This window comes from Arthrobacter sp. ES3-54, assembly GCF_029504395.1.
In the GTDB taxonomy this organism is placed as follows: domain Bacteria; phylum Actinomycetota; class Actinomycetes; order Actinomycetales; family Micrococcaceae; genus Arthrobacter.
In genome coordinates this window covers 81,049-96,038 of record NZ_JAQFIF010000003.1, presented here as the reverse complement: position 1 = coordinate 96,038, position 14,990 = coordinate 81,049, and the positions used below count along the sequence as shown (strand labels likewise).

At 66.9% G+C, this 14,990-nt stretch carries 17 protein-coding genes; 13 read left to right on the top strand and 4 right to left on the bottom strand.

The annotated features are described in order from the left end of the window. Nucleotides 1–70: 70 nt before the first annotated feature. The 7 genes from M2428_RS06350 to M2428_RS06320 all read left to right on the top strand — a co-directional run bounded on the left by M2428_RS06350 (nt 71) and on the right by M2428_RS06320 (nt 8,933). Complete coding sequence (locus tag M2428_RS06350; RefSeq protein ID WP_277524863.1) at nt 71–1,012, top strand: ATP-binding cassette domain-containing protein; 942 nt, start codon at nt 71–73, stop codon at nt 1,010–1,012. Nucleotides 1,013–1,015: 3 nt separating this feature from the next. Continuing rightward, a complete protein-coding gene (locus M2428_RS06345) occupies nt 1,016–1,906 on the top strand; it encodes an ABC transporter permease (RefSeq protein WP_277524862.1) in 891 nt (296 codons plus the stop codon). 35 nt (nt 1,907–1,941) lie between these two features. Then, nucleotides 1,942–3,321: a histidine kinase gene (locus M2428_RS06340; protein WP_277524861.1), complete on the top strand. Its 1,380-nt coding sequence runs from the start codon at nt 1,942–1,944 to the stop codon at nt 3,319–3,321. Then, on the top strand, nt 3,281–4,048 hold the full coding sequence (locus tag M2428_RS06335) for a response regulator transcription factor (protein WP_277524858.1): 768 nt from the start codon (nt 3,281–3,283) through the stop codon (nt 4,046–4,048). The genes M2428_RS06340 and M2428_RS06335 overlap by 41 nt, the downstream gene beginning before the upstream one ends. A gap of 286 nt (nt 4,049–4,334) precedes the next feature. Further along, entirely contained in the window at nt 4,335–5,822 is a 1,488-nt protein-coding gene (locus M2428_RS06330) for an amino acid permease (RefSeq protein WP_277524856.1), read from the top strand. Nucleotides 5,823–6,448: 626 nt separating this feature from the next. Then, complete coding sequence (locus M2428_RS06325; RefSeq protein WP_277524854.1) at nt 6,449–7,372, top strand: intradiol ring-cleavage dioxygenase; 924 nt, start codon at nt 6,449–6,451, stop codon at nt 7,370–7,372. 244 nt (nt 7,373–7,616) lie between these two features. Continuing rightward, entirely contained in the window at nt 7,617–8,933 is a 1,317-nt protein-coding gene (locus M2428_RS06320; protein ID WP_277524852.1) for a M18 family aminopeptidase, read from the top strand. A 13-nt stretch (nt 8,934–8,946) separates the two neighbouring features. On the opposite strand, the gene M2428_RS06315 is transcribed toward M2428_RS06320, so the two are convergent. After that, the gene (locus tag M2428_RS06315) at nt 8,947–9,630 is read right to left on the bottom strand and encodes a DUF1345 domain-containing protein (protein WP_277524850.1); all 684 of its coding nucleotides are present in this window, start codon (nt 9,628–9,630) and stop codon (nt 8,947–8,949) included. 259 nt (nt 9,631–9,889) lie between these two features. Here M2428_RS06315 and rpsF point away from each other — a divergent pair, with 259 nt between their 5' ends. The 4 genes from rpsF to rplI all read left to right on the top strand — a co-directional run bounded on the left by rpsF (nt 9,890) and on the right by rplI (nt 11,661). After that, entirely contained in the window at nt 9,890–10,195 is a 306-nt protein-coding gene (gene rpsF / locus M2428_RS06310) for a 30S ribosomal protein S6 (RefSeq protein ID WP_090582123.1), read from the top strand. Nucleotides 10,196–10,250: 55 nt separating this feature from the next. Further along, nucleotides 10,251–10,826 (top strand): single-stranded DNA-binding protein, encoded by a 576-nt coding sequence (locus M2428_RS06305; protein ID WP_277524846.1) that lies wholly within the window; start codon nt 10,251–10,253, stop codon nt 10,824–10,826. 125 nt (nt 10,827–10,951) lie between these two features. Further along, a complete protein-coding gene (gene rpsR, locus M2428_RS06300) occupies nt 10,952–11,191 on the top strand; it encodes a 30S ribosomal protein S18 (protein WP_003800144.1) in 240 nt (79 codons plus the stop codon). Nucleotides 11,192–11,208: 17 nt separating this feature from the next. Then, entirely contained in the window at nt 11,209–11,661 is a 453-nt protein-coding gene (gene rplI, locus M2428_RS06295; RefSeq protein ID WP_091560672.1) for a 50S ribosomal protein L9, read from the top strand. A gap of 145 nt (nt 11,662–11,806) precedes the next feature. Here rplI and M2428_RS06290 read toward each other — a convergent pair whose 3' ends face one another. After that, on the bottom strand, nt 11,807–12,223 hold the full coding sequence (locus tag M2428_RS06290; RefSeq protein ID WP_277524688.1) for a DUF1801 domain-containing protein: 417 nt from the start codon (nt 12,221–12,223) through the stop codon (nt 11,807–11,809). 140 nt (nt 12,224–12,363) lie between these two features. Here M2428_RS06290 and M2428_RS06285 point away from each other — a divergent pair, with 140 nt between their 5' ends. Both M2428_RS06285 and M2428_RS06280 read left to right on the top strand, forming a co-directional pair. Continuing rightward, on the top strand, nt 12,364–12,993 hold the full coding sequence (locus M2428_RS06285; RefSeq protein ID WP_277524686.1) for an FMN reductase: 630 nt from the start codon (nt 12,364–12,366) through the stop codon (nt 12,991–12,993). Nucleotides 12,994–13,062: 69 nt separating this feature from the next. Beyond that, nucleotides 13,063–13,479, top strand: a complete 417-nt coding sequence (locus M2428_RS06280) for a zf-TFIIB domain-containing protein (protein ID WP_277524685.1) — start codon at nt 13,063–13,065, stop codon at nt 13,477–13,479. A gap of 81 nt (nt 13,480–13,560) precedes the next feature. On the opposite strand, the gene M2428_RS06275 is transcribed toward M2428_RS06280, so the two are convergent. Together M2428_RS06275 and M2428_RS06270 are read right to left on the bottom strand one after the other, a co-directional pair. Further along, complete coding sequence (locus tag M2428_RS06275; protein ID WP_277524684.1) at nt 13,561–14,133, bottom strand: hypothetical protein; 573 nt, start codon at nt 14,131–14,133, stop codon at nt 13,561–13,563. A gap of 3 nt (nt 14,134–14,136) precedes the next feature. Continuing rightward, nucleotides 14,137–14,604, bottom strand: coding sequence for a hypothetical protein (locus M2428_RS06270; RefSeq protein ID WP_277524683.1), 468 nt, complete (start codon nt 14,602–14,604; stop codon nt 14,137–14,139). Nucleotides 14,605–14,990 lie beyond the last annotated feature (386 nt).

Sequence of the window (14,990 nt, the reverse complement as noted above, 5' to 3'; positions counted from 1 at the left end):
GCGTGGTGTGCAGACGGGCCCGTGACTGCGGTGCCCCGGACCATCTCCCGCTACGCAAAGGAACGCTTCCATGATCGAAGCACGAGGCCTGACCAAGGTTTACGGCGACAAGACCGCCGTCGCCGGCGTCAACTTCACCGTCGAAGCCGGCCGGGTCACCGGCTTCCTGGGTCCGAACGGGGCCGGAAAATCCACCACCATGCGCATGATCATGGGGCTGGACCGGCCGACGTCGGGCTCAGTGACCGTCAACGGGTCGCCGCTGGCCGGGCACGCCGCCCCGCTGCGCGACGTCGGCGCACTGCTCGACGCCAAGGCCGTCCACACGAGCCGCTCCGCCTACAACCACCTGCTGGCCATGGCCGCGACCCACAGCATCCCCAAGAAACGGGTCCACGAAGTCATCGAGATGACCGGGCTGGCCGAGGTGGCCAAGAAAAAGGTCGGCGGCTTCTCGCTGGGTATGGGCCAGCGGCTGGGCATCGCCGCCGCCCTTCTGGGCAACCCGCAGACCGTGATCCTGGACGAGCCCGTCAACGGTCTTGACCCGGAAGGCGTGGTGTGGGTCCGCAACCTGGTGAAGTATCTGGCCTCCGAGGGCCGCACGGTCTTCCTCTCCAGCCACCTCATGAGCGAAATGGCCGTCACGGCGGACCATCTGATCGTGATCGGCCGCGGGAAGATCATTGCGGACGCCCCGATCCAGGAAATCATCACCGGCCAGGGCCAGGGCCGCACTCGGGTCCGCACCGACCAGCCGGACCGGCTCATGCAGCTGCTGGCCGGAACCGGCGTCTCGGTGGAGGCCCGGGAGCGCGAGCTCCTCGAGGTCACGGGCCTGGACCCGCGGCAGATCGCCACCGCAGCGCTGGAGAACCACGTCATGATCTACGAACTCACCCCGCTGCAGGCCAGCCTTGAGGAGGCCTACATGGAATTGACCAAGGATGAGGTCGAATACCACTCGTTGATCACCACGGGCGCCGTGCCCGTCGAAGCCGGAGGCAACTAAGCCATGAGTTCCACAACCGTTGAATCCACGCCCTCGCCCCGCGGCGCCGAAACCCCCGCGCAGCGGTCCGGAGACGGCAGCAGTTCCGGCCCCGGCCCCAGCTTCCTGCGGGTCCTCAACTCCGAATTCATCAAGTTCCGCACGCTGCTGTCCACGCTGATCCTGCTCGGCTCCACCGTGGTGGTCATGGTGGGGTTCGGGGCGCTGTCCGCCTGGGGGACGGGTCAGTTCTCCCAGGCCGCGGCCCAGGACCCGGAAGCGGGCGCCAGGTTCGCGGCGCAGGGCGGTGACCTCGCCGTCAGCGTACCCACCTCCGGCATCGCTTTTGCCCAGCTGATCCTGGGCTCCCTCGGCGTGCTGCTGATGAGCTCCGAGTTCACCACCGGCATGGCCCGGTCCACGTTCGCGGCGGTGCCCAAGCGCACCCCGGCGTTCGCGGCCAAGCTTGTGGTGGTGGTGCTGACCTCCTTCGTCATCACCGCCGCCTCCACCCTGGTGGCCGGGTTCGTGTCGGTGCCGATCCTGGATAACTACGGCCTCGGCCTGGACCTGGGCAGCTCACAGTCGGTCAAGCTGCTTGTAGTCAACAGCATCTATGTGGCAGCAGTCGCGGCCATCGGCATGGCCCTGGGCACGCTGATCCGCAACTCGGCAGGCGGGATCATGAGCCTGGTTGGCCTGTTCTTCGTGGCGCCCATTGCGTTCCAGCTGATTCCGGGCGACTTCTTCGTGGAGGCCCGCAAGTACCTGCCCGGCAACACCGTGGAACCGCTGACCGCCGTCGAGCATCTCCCGGACACCCTCGAAGCCTGGCAAGCCGGCCTGGTGCTGGGCGCCTGGGTTGTGGTCCCGGTGCTCCTGGCCGGCATCCTGCTCAAGAAGCGGGACGTCTAAGCCGGGCCCACGGGCCCAGCGTCTAGGCTCAAAGCATGATCGATGCAGTACCTGTAAGGGACGCGTCGGCCGGTCCGGCCGACGCGTCCCTCGCCGAACTCACCGCCCGCCGCCGCGGCCGGCTCCGGCGCTACCTGCTGGCCAATCCGCGGGTCATGGATGTCCTGGTGGTGCTCTGCTACCTTGTCCTGGTCACGCCCACGGCGGTCGAGTCAATCCTGCACGGCGACTGGCCGGTGGCCGTACTGCTCGCCGCGGCTGCGCCGGTCCTGCTCTTCCGGCGGGCCTATCCCGTGCAGGTGGCGGCGGCCGTCGGGGCACTGGAACTGGCCGTCACCTTCCTGCATCCTTGGGGATCCAACGTGTCCGCCGGGCTTTGGTTTTCGCTGTACGCCGTCGCGGTGGTCCGCTCGCGGCGGTTCGCCCTGGCTGCCCTGGCCCTGACCACCGCCCCGCTTCTGCTCCTGTACTTCCTGTTGGCCGTCGGCCCGCTGGACGGGCGGCTGCCGGACATGGCGGTCGGCACGCCGGAGAATTTCCAGCTGCTCACAAGCATCGCGGCCGGCATCGGCATCACGCTCTCCAACGTGATCGCCACGGGGATCGGGATCTCGATGCGGCAGCGTCGCGAGCACGAGCACGAGATCGCCGCCTGGGCCGCCCGGGCCCAGCAGCTCGGTTCGGTCACGGAACGGAACCGGATCGCGCGGGAAATGCACGACGTCGTGGCGCACTCGCTGACGGTCATGATCAGCCTGTCGGACGGCGCCGCCGTCGTGGTCAAGAAGGACCCGGCGCGCGCCGCCGGCGTCCTGGCCGAACTCTCCCGGACAGGACGCACCGCGCTGGCCGACATGCGGCGGGTCCTTGGCGTGCTGCGCGAGGACGCCGCCACGGGACACGCCCCGCGCGAGCCGCTGGTGGCCGCAGGCAGCCTGGCCACACTGCTGGAGGGTTTCCGCACCGCGGGACTGCCGCTGCATTACACGCACACCGGCCCATCGCTGCCCGGCGATGCGGCGTTCCAGCTGACCGTTTACAGGATCGTGCAGGAGTCGCTGACCAATGTGCTGCGCTACGGCCGTGCGCTCAGCCGCGTGGATGTCAGCATTGTCCGCAACGGTTCCAGGGTCACCATTGAAGTGGTCGACGACGGCAGGGGCACCGTTGACTCCGGCAGCGCCGGGGCCGCCGCACAGGCAAAGCCCGATTCACTGGATACCTTCGGCAGCGGGCACGGAATTGCCGGGATGCGGGAGCGGGCCAGGATCTACGCAGGCACCGTGCACGCCGGGCGCGCGGGTGGGCGCGGCTGGCGCGTGCACGCGGAACTGAATTGCAATGACGAGAATGCCACGGATACAGGGGGGAACAATGCTCGACAAAGGACCGGTACGCGTTCTGCTGGTGGATGACCAGCCGCTGCTTCGGATGGGCTTCCGGCTGATTCTGGAGGGTGAAGACGATTTGTGCATCGTGGGCGAGGCGTCCAATGGTGCCGAGGCGGTACGCCACGTCCGGGAGCTCGCGCCCGACGTCGTCCTGATGGATGTGCGGATGCCGGTGCTGGACGGGATCGAGGCCACCCGGGCCATCGCGGCCTCGGGTTCGGAGGCCAAGATCATCATCCTGACCACCTTTGATCTCGATGAATACGCCTTTGCCGGGCTGCGTGCCGGGGCATCGGCGTTTCTGCTCAAGGACGTAGCGCCGGTGGACCTGATCAGCGCGGTGCGGGTGGTGGCCAGCGGCGACGCCGTCGTGGCCCCGCGGGTTACGCAGCGGCTGCTGGAGACCTATGTCCGCGGCGCCGGTGCCGGCATGGATCCTGCCGGAACGGACCGCGACGGCGGCGGCCAGCGCGCCGGGGCGGACGGCGGCGGCCAGCCGGCCGGCAGCGCGGCACGCCCGGCGAGGGATCCGTTGCTGGAGGACCTGACGCCCCGCGAAAACGAGATGCTCGGGGCGATGGCGGAGGGGCTCTCCAACGCCGAAATCGCGCACAGGTACTTCCTGTCGGAGGCCACAGTCAAGACGCACGTGCGCCGGATCCTGACCAAGCTCCACCTCCGCGACCGGGTCCAGGCCGTCGTGTACGCCTACGAGACGGGCCTGGTGGTGCCGAGCAACGCGGACTACTGACGGGAGCGGCCTGCCGGCGGTGCGGGCCGGCTACCGGTGGGTAGTGGCTGAAGCAGTGGTTTCAGGCACATTGCCGAATTGCCCATCAGGCAACTTTTGTTGTGCCCAGCGCCTCCGCGTTGGGGGATGGCCCGGTCTTGCCGGTCGTCATTTGTGGGATTGCACAAGACGGAGCGTGCGCCGGGCGGTCTAGTGTGAAACGACACTGTGGTCCGCCGCACAGCATGGATTCGATTCCGTGCCGGCAAAGAGCGGGCCTAAACCCCCCACGAAGGACGGCGCTTCCATGCCCGCTGACCAGCAGCTCTCAAAATCCCTGAAACCCAGGCATCTGTCCATGATCGCCATCGCCGGCGTGATCGGCGCCGGACTGTTTGTCGGTTCGGGTGCGGCGATCCAGCAGGCCGGCCCGGGCATCCTGGTTGCCTACGCCGCGGCGGGACTCGTCGTCATCCTCGTCATGCGGATGCTGGGTGAGATGGCTGCGGCCAACCCGGAAACCGGCTCGTTTTCCACCTATGCGGACAAGGCCCTGGGCCGCTGGGCCGGGTTCAGCATCGGCTGGCTGTACGCATGGTTCTGGATCATTGTCCTCGGCATCGAGGCCACGGCCGGGGCCGCGATCATGCACCGCTGGGTCCCCGGCATTGACCAGTGGGTGTGGGCGCTTATCCTCATGGTGCTGCTGACGCTGACCAACCTCGGGTCCGTGAAGTCGTACGGCGAGTTCGAGTTCTGGTTCGCTTCCATCAAGGTCGCGGCAATCGTGCTCTTCCTGCTCTTCGGCGCTGCCGCGATCCTCGGCCTCGTCCCCGGCGTTCCGGCGCCCGGTCTGGACAACCTCATCGGCAACGGCGGGTTCATGCCCAACGGCCCCGGCGCCGTCTTGGCCGGCATCCTCGTGGTCGTCTTCTCCTTCTTCGGGGCGGAAATTGCCACCATCGCCGCCGGTGAATCCGAGAACCCGGTCGACGCCGTCAAGAAGGCCGTGAAGTCCACGGTCTGGCGCATCCTCGTCTTCTACATCGGCTCCATCGCCATCGTGGTCACCCTGCTGCCTTGGAACTCCGCCTCCGTCGCCAAGAGCCCCTACGTTGCGGTCATCGAACTCTTCGGCATCCCCGGCGCCGGAACCATCATGGACATTGTGGTGCTGACCTCGGTGCTCTCCTGCCTGAATTCGGGCCTCTACACCGCGAGCCGCATGCTGTTCTCGCTGTCCCGCCGCGGCGACGCCCCCAAGTCATGGATGCGGATTTCCAAGCGCGGCGTGCCCGCGGCGGCCGTGCTGGCCTCCACGGTGGTCGGCTTCGTCACCGTCGGCCTGAACTACATCGCCCCGGACACGGTCTTCCTGTTCCTGGTCAACACCTCCGGCGCCATCGCGCTGTTCGTGTGGCTCGTGATTGCCTCCTCCCAGCTGATCCTGCGCCGTCGCATGGGCGCCGCCGCCAAGGACCTCCAGCTGAAAATGTGGCTCTTCCCGTACCTGACCTGGCTGTCAATCGTCAGCATCGTGGCCCTGCTGATCGGCATGGTGATCCTGGAATCCACGCGGGAATCGCTCCTGCTCTCGCTGGCTCTGGCCGCTGTCGTGGTGGGGATCGGCGTGTTCCGATACCGCAGCAACGGCTCCAAGACCGCCGTTGCCGCAGCATATGCCGCCGAGACTCCTGCCGGGGACGCAACGGTGGTTGACGCCGACGCTCCTGCCGAAGCTCCTGCCGGCGCTGCTGCCGAGGGCACCGCGGTGGGCGCCCGCGCGGGGTCGTAGGTCCGGGCGGCTAGGTCCGGGTCTGTTTTAGGGCGAGGGCCGGAGCCAGCCCAGGTTCGGGCCACTGGTACGCCGGGGGCGCAGGTCGCCCGGGCCGGCCCCACACCACCGGACATGCCCTCCCCCGGCGCCCACCAGTGAACATAGTGGCATTATGTCCATCCTTTGGCCCGAGGGGTGGGCATGTCCATGGGGATCGAGGGGCATGTCCACTCCCGGGTGCGGATGGGTGGGCATGTCCGGGATGAACGTGGGCATGTCCGGGGTAAACGCGGAACATGTCCATTCCCGGGTGCGGATGGAGTGCCGGCCCATGGGGATCGAGGGACATGTCCGTTCCCGGACGCGGATGGAGTGCCGGTCCTTGAAGCACGCGGGACATGCCCATTCGCGGGTGCGGATGGAAGTGCCGGTCCGCGGGGAAGACGGGACATGTCCAGTCCCGGTGCCCACCAGTGGACATAGTGGCATTATGTCCATCCTTGGGTGCGAGGGCTGGGCATGCCCGTGGGGCACGGGGGACATGTCCATTGCCGGGACCGAGGGGAGGGCATGTCCAGCCGAGACACAGCCGCTTCACAGGAAGGGACTAGCCAGCCCATAGCGCTGCCGGGTTCGATGGGATCATGACAAAAAGGCCCCAGCCCCCGCACGAGCCGCACCCCAACCATGACCGCGGCCTGGAATTCGATCTCTCCACGCTCATGAGCCGCCGCTCGCTGGGCATGTTCCTCGGCGCCGGAACGGCCGCCGCCCTGGCCGCCGCCCTGGCCGCCTGCACCCCTGGCGGCACCAGCGGCAGTGCGACCTCCGATCCGGCCGCAGGGACGTCGGCGGCCTCCCCGCCGCCCAGGACGTCGGCCGCGGCAGCAACAACAACGTCGTCCGCCACTCCGACGCTGACCCGTGCGATCGCCGAGTGCAGCGTCGAAATACCGCAGGAAACCGCCGGCCCCTTCCCTGGTGACGGTTCCAACGGGCCCAACGTCCTCGAGGCGTCCGGCGTGGTCCGCCAGGACATCACGTCCAGCTTCGGGACCTCCACCAGCACGGCCGAGGGCGTGCCGCTGACCGTCACGCTGACACTGCTCGACAACGCCAACGGCTGCACCCCGCTGGCCGGCGCCGCCGTCTACGCCTGGCACTGTGACCGCGAGGGCAGGTACTCCATGTACGATTCCGGGCTCCAGAACGAGAACTACCTGCGCGGCGTCCAGGAGGCCGACGCCAACGGGCAGGTCACGTTCAAGACCATCTACCCCGGCGCCTACAGCGGCCGCTGGCCCCACATCCACTTCGAAGTGTTCGAGTCCATGAGCAATGCGACGGCGGCCGGCCAGGTCCTGGCGGTTTCCCAGATTGCGCTGACCGAGGCGGCCTGCAAAGAGGTCTACGCGTCGGCCGGCTACGAATCCAGTGCGCAGAATTTTCCCCGCACCACGCTGAAATCCGACAACGTGTTCGGCGACGACGGCGGGATCTACCAGCTGGCCACGATGAGCGGCTCAGTAGCCGCGGGCTACGCCGCCGGTCTCAACGTCACCGTTTAGCCCAGAAGGAAACCGGCACCAGTACCCCGCGTCCCGCGGCCTGGCGCCCCGGCGCCAGGCGCGACCCCGACACCGCCCTCCGCACCCGGTCGCCAGGCCCAACCCGGTCGCCAGGCCCAACCCGGCCCCCGCCCTCCGCGCGACTTGGCAACTCGGTCGCCAGGCCCAACCCGGTCGCCAGGCCCAACCCGGTCGCCAGGCACCATGCCCGGGGCCCCGTGCGTGCCGGGCTAGACTCGGAGCCATGCCAACACCGAGCACTGCCGAAGAGCACATCCAGGACCTGGGCGCGTACGTCAGCGCGTCGCCGTCGAGCTTCCACGCCGTCTACGAAGCCGCGCGCCGGCTGGACGCGGCGGGCTTCACGGGCCTGGATGAACTGCAGGCCTGGCCGGAGCCGCAGGCCGCCGCTGCAGGCAAGTTCTACGTGATCCGCGACGGCGCCCTCATCGCCTGGGTGGTGCCAACAGGTACCGGACCGACCACGGGCTTCAACATCCTCGGCTCCCACACGGATTCGCCGTCCTTCAAACTCAAGCCGAAGCCCACAACAGGCAAATTTGGCTGGCTGCAGGCCGGCGTCGAGGTCTACGGCGGGCCCCTTCTGAACTCCTGGCTGGACCGCGAACTCCAGCTCGCCGGCCGGCTCGTCATGCGCGACGGCACACAGCACCTCACGGCCACGGGCCCGCTGCTGCGCTTCCCGCAGCTCGCCATCCACCTGGACCGGGCCGTCAATGAAGGCCTGGCCCTGGACAAACAACAGCACATGAATCCGGTCTATGGCCTGGGCGATCCCGCCGGCGAGGACCTGCTCGGACTCCTCGCGGACAGGGTTACCGGCGCCGCGGCGGATCCGGCGCAGATCGGCGGGTACGACGTCGTGATCGCGGACACCCAGGCCCCCGCGGTGTTCGGCGCGCGGGGCGAATTCTTCGCCTCCGGCCGGCTCGACAACCTCTCCGCGACACACGCCGGGCTCACCGCGCTGATCGCCCACGCCGCCGCGCCGCTGCCGGACGGTGCGCCGATCGCCGTGCTGGCAGCCTTCGACCACGAGGAAATCGGCTCAGCGTCCCGTTCCGGAGCGTGCGGGCCCATCCTCGAAGACGTCCTCGTGCGGATCTCCGACGGGCTCGGAGCCTCGGCAAGCCAGCGGCGGCAGGCCTTCGCGGCGTCGTTCTGCGTCTCGGCGGACGCGGGTCATGCCGTGCACCCGAACTATCCGGAGCGGCATGATCCCGCCAACCGGCCGGTCCTCAACGGCGGGCCACTGCTGAAGATCAATGCCAACCAGCGCTACGCGACCGACGCCGCCGGGGCCGCCCTCTGGGCGCGGCTGTGCACCGACGCCGGGATTCCGTACCAGGAATTCGTCTCCAACAACGTGATGCCGTGCGGCTCGACGATCGGCCCGCTGACCGCCACCCGGCTGGGAATCCGGACGGTCGACGTCGGCGTGCCCCTGCTCTCGATGCACTCGGCGCGCGAGCTCTGCGGAGTCCAGGACCCGCACCGGCTGGCCACGGTCACCCGGACGTTTTTCCGGACGGCGGCGTAAAGGACCCCGACAACTACGCTGCGACCCCGACTACGAGGTTGATGGTGGTAGCCAGGATGATTGTCCCAAAGAGGTAGGACAGCAGGCTGTGCTTGAGCGCCTCTGCCCGGATGCCATGGTTCTGCAAGGCGGTATCCGAAACCTGGTACGTCATGCCAAGGCTTGTGGCCAGGTAGGCGAAGTCGGTGTACTGCGGCGGCCGGCTCTGGTTGAAGTCGATGCCGCCCACCTTGGAGCCTGCCTTCCGGCCCGTGCCGTAGTACAGCTCCGCGTAGCGCAGTGTGAAGAGCGTCTGCACCAGCGTCCAGGACAGCGCCACCGAGACCACCGCGAGCAGCCCGCCCCCGATCCGGGACACGATGTCGGTGTTGTTGTGGGAATCCACGATGACCGCCGCCGCCGCCGCCAGGCTGGCCACATTTGCCCCCAGGATGAGCAGGTCCGTGGTGCTCCGGGACGGATCTTCCGCTGTGGCGTGCAGCCGTGTGTCCGCCGGATCGAGGCGCCCGATGACCAGCCAGACCCAAACGATGTAGGTCAGGGCGGCCCCGCACCAGCCAATTGTGGGAGCCTGCACCCAGTGCCCGGCGAGGCCGGCTGCCGTTGCGGCAAGCAATCCCGCCAGCAGCATGACAGCGAAACGCAGGCGGCTCTTTCTGGTGCGAACGGCACGTCGGTGCGGGGATCCGGTGTTCATGCCCTGATCATGGCATGCCAACGTAGGCCGCCCCGCCGCAACAGTTATCCACATGCCCGCCGGCACTCTTCCGGGCCCGGTCGCAGGGCCGTACGGTGGGGGCACGGAATCGCGGAAACCGGTCCGGATGCACTAAGCTATTGAAGTCTGTGCTGCGCCCTGCCTCCGTTCCGGCGGCCGGGCATTGCATGACACCGCAAATGAACCTCCTGTTACGGAAATGCCGTAACCGCTTAGCCCAAAGGAGGTGGGTTCACATATGCGTCCTTACGAATTGATGGTAATCATCGACCCCGAGGTCGAAGAGCGTGCCGTTGAGCCGTCGCTTCAGAAGTTCCTGAACGTCATCACCAACGATGGTGGAACCATCGAAAAGGTTGACATCTGGGGCCGCCGTCGCCTGGCTTACGAAATCCAGAAGAAGTCCGAAGGTATCTACGCCGTGGTGAACTTCACCTCTGAGCCGGCTACCGCCAAAGAACTTGACCGCCAGCTGAGTCTCAACGAGACCATCATGCGCACCAAGATCACCCGCCCCGAAGAGCAGAAAGTTGTTGCTGAGTAATTCAGCAACCAACCTTCAATCTTCATCCCCGCAGGAACGCACAAGGAGGCAGTAGATGGCAGGCGAAACCACCATCACGGTTGTCGGTAACCTCACCAATGACCCCGAACTCAGGTTCACACCGTCCGGTTCGGCTGTAGCGAATTTCACCATCGCGTCTACTCCCCGCACCTTCGACCGGCAGTCCAATGAGTGGAAGGACGGGGAAACCCTGTTCCTCCGCGCGTCGGTCTGGCGCGAAGCAGCCGAAAACGTCGCCGAATCCCTGACCAAGGGCATGCGCGTGATCGTCTCCGGCCGCTTGAAGAGCCGTTCCTACGAAACAAAAGAAGGCGAGAAGCGCACCGTTATCGAGCTCGAGGTCGATGAAATCGGCCCGAGCCTGCGCTACGCCAATGCCAAGGTCAACCGCACCCAGCGCTCCGGCGGTCAGGGTGGACAGGGTGGCTTCGGCGGCGGCAACAGCGGCGGTGGCTTCGGTGGCGGCCAGGGTGCAAGCCAGGGCGGCAACACCGGTGGAACATGGGGCGGCAACCAGCCCGCCGCGCAGGAAGACCCGTGGGCCACGCCCGGGGTCAGCAATGCGGGCGGCGGCTGGGGCAACGGCCCGGATTCCGAACCTCCCTTCTAAACAACATCTAAGGTCCGGCGACGAAAACCGCCCGGACGCCGCAAGGCGGCCGGGTGCAGACCGCGCCGGATCACCACCATCCCGTGGATCAATATCCACGGGCTCCATCGAATAGGAGCTCCACGATGGCTAAGGCTGAACTCCGTAAGCCCAAACCAAAGTCCAACCCCTTGAAGGCCGCTGACATCACTGTCATCGACTACAAGGACGTAGCATTGCTGCGCAAGTTCATCTCCGACCGCGGAAAGATCCGCGCCCGTCGCGTCACTGGCGTCACGGTGCAGGAACAGCGCAAGATCGCCCAGGCAATTAAGAACGCCCGCGAAGTTGCTCTGCTGCCTTACTCCGGCGCTGGCCGCGGCTAAGGAAGGGATTAACTAACATGGCAAAGCTCATTCTGACCCACGAAGTAACCGGTCTCGGTGCTGCTGGCGATGTTGTCGAGGTCAAGGACGGTTACGCGCGTAACTACCTGCTGCCCCGCAACTTCGCCCTGACCTGGTCCAAGGGTGGCGAGAAGCAGGTTGAGTCCATCAAGGCTGCTCGCGTTGCCCGCGAGCACGCTTCCCTGGAAGATGCTCAGAAGCAGGCCGCTGCACTCTCCGCCAAGCCGGTCAAGCTGATCGTCAAGGCTGGCGCAACCGGTCGCCTGTTCGGCACCGTCAAGCAGGGCGACGTCGCCGACGCTGTTGAGGCCGCTGGCCTAGGCCGCATCGACAAGCGCAAGGTTGAACTGCCGGCACACATCAAGTCGACCGGTTCCTACCAGGCAAACGTCCGTCTGCATGACGACGTTTCCGCTGTGATCGAACTCGACGTAGTCGCAGGCAAGTAGCCCTCACCGGCTGCAGTCCTGAACTGCTGGAAGGCCCCCGCCTTCGGACCCTCTGAGGGACCGAAGGCGGGGGCCTTCTGCTTTAACCGGGCCAATTCAAACCGGCCAATCCGACCCATGAGACCCTGCGCGGGATGGACTGCACTCAGCCGTGGTGCAGCGCCGTGGTGACATGCCGGTAGCCGAGCCGGATCAGTTCCGCCAGCACGGCCTCGTCGACGTCGTCGAGCTTGTTGACGTACAGGCACCCGGCGCCGACCTTGTGCTTGCCCAGCCTGCCGAGCAGATCTGCGGCCTCCGGCCCGTACGTGAGGCCATAGAGCGACAGGCTGGATTTCCTGGGGGAGAATCCGACCGCCGCGGCGTCGCCCTCCCTGCCGCTCGCGTACTTGTAGTGGTAGCGGCCGAAGCCCACAATCGTCGGACCCCACATTTGTGCCGGTTCCCCCGTGATTCCGGACATCAGCGCCAGCAGACGGAACCCGTCGCCGCGCCGGACCGGATGCTCGGCCAGGAACTCCTCCACCGACGCGCCGGTTGCCTGCGTTTTGTTTTCAGCCATGAGGGCAGTCTGGCAGAGCGCGGCACTCCTGTCAGGCAAGGCGAGGGCCAGGGAATAAATCCATGCACCCGCCGCTTCTAGAGGTAGATGCAAACGCATGTAAAGGCGTTGCTGACCAGGATTCAACTTAGGAGCACTCCGTGGAAACCCGCCGTATCACCGTTATCTCCGCCGGACTCGGCGTCCCCTCGTCGAGCCGCCTGCTGGCGGACCAGCTGGCGGCCTCGGCCGAACGGCAGCTTGCCGCGGCCGGCTACGCCGTGGACATCGAGGTTGTGGAGCTGCGGGACCTCGCCGTGGACATCGCCAACAACTTCGTGACCGGCTATGCGGCTCCCCGGCTGGCCGAAGTGATCGCCGGCGTCGAGGCCTCTGACGGCCTGATCGCCGTCAGCCCCGTGTTCAGCGCCTCCTACAGCGGGCTTTTCAAATCCTTCATCGACGTGCTCGATCCCAAGGCGCTGGAAGGCAAGGCCGTTCTGCTCGGGGCCACCGCCGGCACGGACCGGCACCAGATGGTGCTGGACTTCGCGATGCGGCCGCTCTTCACCTACCTGCGCACCCGGATCGCCGCCACCGCGGTCTTCGCCGGACCGCAGGACTGGGGAAACAGCGACGACGACGGCGGCTCGCCGCTCTCAGTGCGCGTGGACCGGGCAGCGGGGGAGTTCGTAGGCCTGCTGCAGGACTCAGGGCCGCAGCAGAAGCCTGCCGCGCTGGAATCCCTACCGTTTGAGCAGCTGCTCGCCGGGATCACCGGCCAGCGGTAGAGGCTGCCGGGCCCGCCGAACCTGCAGGGCCGTCCGAACCTTTTCGGCGGCCCGCTCGTTGTCCGGGACATGAAGTGTCCCGTGGATTCTATTGACCTGATTATGAGTGAACGCAGCGGTGTGGAGATCGACTACTGCCCCCAATGCCGTGGAGTGTGGCTGGACCGGGGGGAGCTGGACAAGATCATCGACCGTGCGGCGGAGTCCCTGGGCCCGGCAGCAGCCGTCCCCGCCGCCCCGCAGCCGCCGACCGCGTTCCCGCCTGCGGCGCACATTCCGCCGCCGCTGTACAACCTCGACCCGCGCCGGGATGACCGGCGCCCCGACGACCGCCGCTATGACGACCGCAGGTACGATGATCGCCGCGACCGTCCGCGCTCTGAACAGTCCCGCCCTGAACAGTCGGGGTATCAGCAGCCGCGTTACGATGACCGCCGCCGTCCCAAGAAGAAGGAAGGCTGGCTGGGAGACCTGTTCGACTTCTAGCACTGCCGATTCCAGCTTGCCGTGCGGAGTGCGCCGGGCAGGCCCCCGATAAGTCCGAACGGCGCCCGGGCCGCCCTGTGCTCAGTCGCCGAGCAGTGCGATGAATTCCCTGGCCTGCTTCATGGAAATATCCGAGTGGCGGGTCAGGGCCGTCGCTGCCGCCTCGGTGTCGCCGCTCTTGGCCAGGGTGCGGATCCTCCCGTAGATCTCATCATTGAGCATGTTGCTGCTCACCTCGCGAGTGACATCACCCTTGCTGGCGATCGCCCGGTAGCGGTATGCGAACCGCTGTGGCACGTCGTCCTCGTCCGGAACGGGCTCCGGCGCTGCCTCCGGGGCGCGGAACGGCTGGGGGTGCTCCGCCAGTGCCGCGACGGCGTCGCGGGACGCCCGGAGGCCCTCGCCCGTGGCCTCGAGGTACACCTTGATGGCGGCCATCGCCTGCCCCTGCGCGATCAGGGCGTACAGCTGCCTGTGCTGCTCCTGGGTGAGCCTTGCCGCCGCCGCACGCGCCAGCTCCGCCGAGTCAGGGCCCGGCTGCGGCATGGGTGCCGGCCTGGGTCGATCGCCGCGCCGGCTCCAGGCGCGGACCACCATCAGCACGCCGGCGGCCACGAGCACCAGGATCAATACGGGAATGAGCATGGAGTCCATGTGCTACAGCCGATCTACGTAATTCTTTGCGGTCTTGAAGTCCGTGTGGGTCGACTGCCGCAGCAGCCGGGCGGCCTTCGTCTTCTGGCCGTCGCGGGCCAGTGACTGGAGTTGCAGGAGGAGTTGGGGACTCAGGTGCCCGACGGCGAGCAGGGCGTCCTCGCGGCCGTGGCGCGTCCGTGTGGGGGCGGAACCGATCCGGGCCAGCAGGGCGGAACGGGCGTTGTCGGCCTGTTGCGACTGCTGCTGGGAATTTTGGCTGGGGCGCGTGGTCGCTTCAACCCGGGCGCGGGCGGCCTCGGCAGCCTGGACCTGTGCCGAGTAGTGGGCAAGGGACTTCACGGCCAGTTCCCGCTGGTAGCGCTCGGCGTCGGAGATGCCGAAATTCCGCGGCTTCAGGGCCGTGGTCACCGCCCAGAGCACTGCCGCCAGAATGAGGGCAGGCAACATGACTAGCAGTACATCGCCCATGTTTAGAGCTTATGCCAGATTGCCGTTATCCACAGCATGTTCCGCACCTCGCGTACAGTGCGCCGTGGCCGGCGTCAATTCGGCGCGGAGGCGTGAGTCCGGTCACAAAATGTGCACATCGGGCGGCAAATGTGGCCTCGGGCGCCGCAGTGTATCCCCAGCCGCAAGGTGCAGGCTGTGGATGAAGCTTGGCGGAAAATGTTTTGTGTCCACAAGATGAATCCAATGTTTCCGCAGGTCAAGTACGGATTACGGGTCCAACTTTTTTTCTATCCACAGCTCTACCCACAGACTGTGCACAAGCATCTGGCACTAGTGCACAGGTTATCCACAGGGCCAGGGGCTGGCCGGGTTGGTGCCTGACCGATCGGCGGATAACGTTGCAG

Excerpts from the sequence above, each read along its gene's own strand:
- rpsF (WP_090582123.1), top strand. The coding sequence starts at position 9,890 with ATGCGTCCTTACGAATTGATGGTAATCATCGACCCCGAGGTCGAAGAG.
- M2428_RS06315 (WP_277524850.1), bottom strand. The coding sequence starts at position 9,630 with ATGAACACCGGATCCCCGCACCGACGTGCCGTTCGCACCAGAAAGAGC.
- rpsR (WP_003800144.1), top strand. The coding sequence starts at position 10,952 with ATGGCTAAGGCTGAACTCCGTAAGCCCAAACCAAAGTCCAACCCCTTG.
- M2428_RS06340 (WP_277524861.1), top strand. The coding sequence starts at position 1,942 with ATGATCGATGCAGTACCTGTAAGGGACGCGTCGGCCGGTCCGGCCGAC.
- M2428_RS06345 (WP_277524862.1), top strand. The coding sequence starts at position 1,016 with ATGAGTTCCACAACCGTTGAATCCACGCCCTCGCCCCGCGGCGCCGAA.
- M2428_RS06280 (WP_277524685.1), top strand. The coding sequence starts at position 13,063 with ATGAAGTGTCCCGTGGATTCTATTGACCTGATTATGAGTGAACGCAGC.
- M2428_RS06290 (WP_277524688.1), bottom strand. The coding sequence starts at position 12,223 with ATGGCTGAAAACAAAACGCAGGCAACCGGCGCGTCGGTGGAGGAGTTC.
- M2428_RS06275 (WP_277524684.1), bottom strand. The coding sequence starts at position 14,133 with ATGGACTCCATGCTCATTCCCGTATTGATCCTGGTGCTCGTGGCCGCC.
- M2428_RS06350 (WP_277524863.1), top strand. The coding sequence starts at position 71 with ATGATCGAAGCACGAGGCCTGACCAAGGTTTACGGCGACAAGACCGCC.
- M2428_RS06330 (WP_277524856.1), top strand. The coding sequence starts at position 4,335 with ATGCCCGCTGACCAGCAGCTCTCAAAATCCCTGAAACCCAGGCATCTG.
- M2428_RS06320 (WP_277524852.1), top strand. The coding sequence starts at position 7,617 with ATGCCAACACCGAGCACTGCCGAAGAGCACATCCAGGACCTGGGCGCG.
- M2428_RS06305 (WP_277524846.1), top strand. The coding sequence starts at position 10,251 with ATGGCAGGCGAAACCACCATCACGGTTGTCGGTAACCTCACCAATGAC.
- M2428_RS06270 (WP_277524683.1), bottom strand. The coding sequence starts at position 14,604 with ATGGGCGATGTACTGCTAGTCATGTTGCCTGCCCTCATTCTGGCGGCA.
- M2428_RS06325 (WP_277524854.1), top strand. The coding sequence starts at position 6,449 with ATGACAAAAAGGCCCCAGCCCCCGCACGAGCCGCACCCCAACCATGAC.
- rplI (WP_091560672.1), top strand. The coding sequence starts at position 11,209 with ATGGCAAAGCTCATTCTGACCCACGAAGTAACCGGTCTCGGTGCTGCT.
- M2428_RS06335 (WP_277524858.1), top strand. The coding sequence starts at position 3,281 with ATGCTCGACAAAGGACCGGTACGCGTTCTGCTGGTGGATGACCAGCCG.